This window comes from Clostridium sp. (assembly GCF_016650095.1).
Lineage (GTDB): Bacteria > Bacillota > Clostridia > Clostridiales > Clostridiaceae > Clostridium_AD.
This window is the reverse complement of record NZ_JAENWL010000366.1, coordinates 1-3,754: the sequence shown is the minus strand read 5'-3', so window position 1 is coordinate 3,754 and position 3,754 is coordinate 1. Positions and strand designations below refer to the sequence as shown.

Annotated in this window: 3 protein-coding genes; all 3 read left to right on the top strand. The window is 31.9% G+C overall.

The window, feature by feature from the left end; translation table 11 throughout:
• The first annotated feature begins 390 nt into the window (after positions 1-390).
• Positions 391-1,971: a sodium-dependent transporter gene (locus JJE11_RS16360; RefSeq protein WP_291637542.1), complete on the top strand. Its 1,581-nt coding sequence runs from the start codon at positions 391-393 to the stop codon at positions 1,969-1,971.
• Between the two features lie 182 nt (positions 1,972-2,153).
• Entirely contained in the window at positions 2,154-2,567 is a 414-nt protein-coding gene (locus tag JJE11_RS16355) for a hypothetical protein (protein WP_291637540.1), read from the top strand.
• Between the two features lie 206 nt (positions 2,568-2,773).
• The coding region (locus JJE11_RS16350) for an FAD:protein FMN transferase (protein ID WP_291637538.1) at positions 2,774-3,754 on the top strand (981 nt) is incomplete at its 3' end.

Sequence of the window (3,754 nt, the reverse complement as noted above, 5' to 3'; positions counted from 1 at the left end):
GTTCATTTTAACCGTTAGATGTGCATGTATCGGCTTTAACTTAACATATAGTTACAATATGGTTTAAGTGTTAAAAAAATAACAATAAAATCATTATTGCAAGCTTTTAGAAGTTGTTCTTGAGAACATTATTCCATTTGTTCAATAATTTATTATTATTTTTTTATAGAAAATGCTTAAATAAATGCCTGTATATAAAGGATTTATAAGGATATAGTATTTTAAATTTTTGAAGATATATATTTATTAAGATAATTTGAGCTTATAAGGCTAAAAAGTAAATGAATAATATTTAACGATGCTTGCAATTTTCAGAAAAATTTGATAACATGTTAATAATTTATAAATAATTAATATATTATTAATAAAAACACTGGGGGAGGCTTAATAATGAGTGAAAAACGAGAAAACTGGGGATCCAAAATCGGACTTATATTAGCAATGGCAGGAAATTCAATAGGGCTTGGTAATTTTTGGAGATTTCCATATCAAGCTGCAAAAAATGGTGGCGGAGCTTTCATGATTCCATATGTATTGGCTCTTTTTATAATTGGAGTACCATTAATGATGGTAGAATGGATGATGGGTAGACTTGGTGGAAAATATGGACATGGTACTGTAGGCTTTATGATTTATATTCAGGCAAGGGACAGGATTAGACCTAAAAGAGCAATAATTTTAGGATCTATAGGTGGAATGTTAGTTATTGGAGTTACACTACTAGTAAATTCATATTATAATCATATAATTGGATGGACTCTGGGATATGCTGTTTTATCTGCTACTGGTGGATACACAGATATGACTCATAGCACAGGAGAGTTTTTTGTAAATTATGTACAAAATCCTGCCTATGTATTTACTTTCTGGTTAATTAGTTTATCATGTTTAGCATTTGCAGTTACAAAGGGAATTCAAAAGGGCATAGAATCTTGGGCAAAAATAATGATGCCTGTACTCTATGTATTTGGATTTATATTAATTTATAAATCGTTAACTATAGGGTCACCAGTTAAGCCAGATTGGTCTGCTATAAAGGGGTTAGATTATCTTTGGGCTCCAAGATGGGAAGAATTAAATTTTCAAGCAGCACTTGCAGCAGCGGGTCAAATATTCTTTACATTATCACTCGGTATGGGAATAATCCAAAATTATGCTTCTTATTTAAAGAAAGATGATGATATTGTAACTTCAGCCATGACAACAATATCTTTAAATGAATTTGCAGAAGTAATATTAGGTGGAAGTATTGCAATACCAATTACTTATGCTTTCATGGGTGTAGAGGGTCTAAGCGCTGGAGTAGGACTATCTTTCATATCTTTACCTAATATTTTTAGAAGTATGGATGGTGGTATGTTACTTGGAACACTATGGTTTATGTTATTATTCTTTGCTGGATTTACTTCAGCTATTGCAATGTATAATTACTTAGTAACAATCCTAGAAGAAGGCATGGGCATGGCTAAGAAGAAGGCATCCCTAATGGTTTTCATAGGATATATAATAGTTGGATTACCAGTTGCACTAGAGCCAATACTTACGAAAACTGCTGAGCTTGTTTATTTAACAGAGCTTGATAACTGGGTTGGTACTTATTTATTGGTTGTAATGGGACTTATAGAGATAATTGTAGCTGGATGGTTAATGAAAGATAACCCACTAGACGAAATTAATCATGGATCTTATTGGCAAGCACCAAAATGGATATATACTGTTATGATTAGATGGGTAACACCTGTTGTAATAATAGTTATTTTAATAGGATCAACTGTATCATATATTAAAGATGGATATTTTAAATTTATACCTAGTTTTGTAGAAAAAACACCAATATTAATTCCTTGGGTTAATGGTGCAAGAATAGTTTTATTGACAGTATTCATTTTAGGATTTATTGGAACGTATAAGAGTATAAAAGCGGTTTATGGTGAAGAGGTTAAGCAAGACAAGATTCTAATAAGAAAATAATGATTTGAAATAGTAGGGGAAACAATTAATAGTTGTTTCCTACTCCAAAAAATATAAGGAGGTATAAATATGGGTGGTCAAGCGTTGGCTTTTATGCTTATAATGTGGGGTGCAATAGTTATTTCAGCAACGGTTTGTTTAAGAGCAGTATTAAAGAGTAAATAGGAAAAGAGTGAGGATCTATGAATATTGATGAAGTTGCCATTGTAAGAAGAATTACTTTATATGTTACGCTTTTATGTGCACTGTTTTTAATGTTGTCTGCCCAATTTACTGGGCCTATAATGCCCTTACTATTTATCCTCCCAATAATTATGGGACTTATAGGGGTAAAAAGAGGAAGGAAGAGCGGATATTTAATAGCACTGGCAATAGTACCATTAGCGTTTGCAATTTCAGTGCTATGGATAAGATATTCTATAGGCGTTTTTACTGATAGAACTAACCAGATTGCTAAAATGAGTGCAGAATATAATATATCAGCTATTTCAGCTGGGGCATTTACTACAGTATTTTTCTTATTAAGTATTCTAATGATTAGTTTATCTGTAATAGTGTTTGTAAAATTACGTAAAAATAAAGAACTTTTCACATAAAATTATATTAATTTCATAATTACTAAAAGCCACTGAAACTACGTCTCAGTGGCTTTTAGTTTAAGTTAAATAATATGCAATGATGTAGTAGGAAGATATTTATTTATATTATATATATGGTATAATAAATAGCGTACATAAAAACAAGCTAGGGGTGGTGAGGTTACATAAAAAATTCACGTAAAACATGGTATATACTTTTATTATTGTCATTTTCAATATTTTTAGTATCTTGCAAAAGTAAGGAGGTGCCTACAGAACCTGTTGTAAAAGAGACCTTCTTGATGGGGACAGTTATTCAATTAAAGGTTTATGGTGTGAACGCAGAAGAGGCATCAGAAAAAGCGTTAAAAAGGATTAGCGAAATAGAAAACAAAATGTCTGTTAATATTAAGACTTCTGAAATTAGCAAATTAAATGATAAAGCTGGGGTTTCAGGAGAAAAACTAAGCTCAGATACATATTCAGTGATAGCAAAATCGGTTCAATACAGTAAACTAACAGAAGGCGCCCTTGATGCTACAATAGAACCAATTGTAAAGCTGTGGGGCATAGGTACAGATAAGGAGAGAGTTCCTACAAAAAAGGAAATTGATGAAAAATTAAAATTAGTTAACTATAACGATATTATTTTAGATGAGAAAAATTCTACAGTACAGTTAAAGAAAACTGAACAAGCTATTGATTTGGGCGCTATAGCAAAGGGATATACGGCTGATGAGATAAAGAAGATTTTATTGGACAATAAGATTAGCAGTGCGATTATAAATTTAGGCGGTAATGTTTTCGCTCTAGGAAAAAAACTTGATGGAACTAGCTGGAATATTGGGATACAGAATCCATTAAGTACCCGTGGAGAATACCTAGGAACAGTTAGCGTTAATGATAAATCAATAGTTACATCAGGCAACTATGAAAGATTTTTCATTGTGGATGGCAAGCGCTACCATCATATATTTGACCCGAAAACTGGGTATCCATCAGAGAAGGGTCTCATAAGTGCAACCATAATATCAGATAAGTCAATTGATGGGGATGCATTATCTACAAGCACTTATATCTTGGGTCTTGAAAAAGGACTTAAATTGGTAGAGTCTATTAAAGGTGTAGAGGCTATTTTTGTTACGAATGATAAAAAAGTGTATGTTACTCCAGGGCTTAAAAGTAGTTTTAACCTAACAAACAAG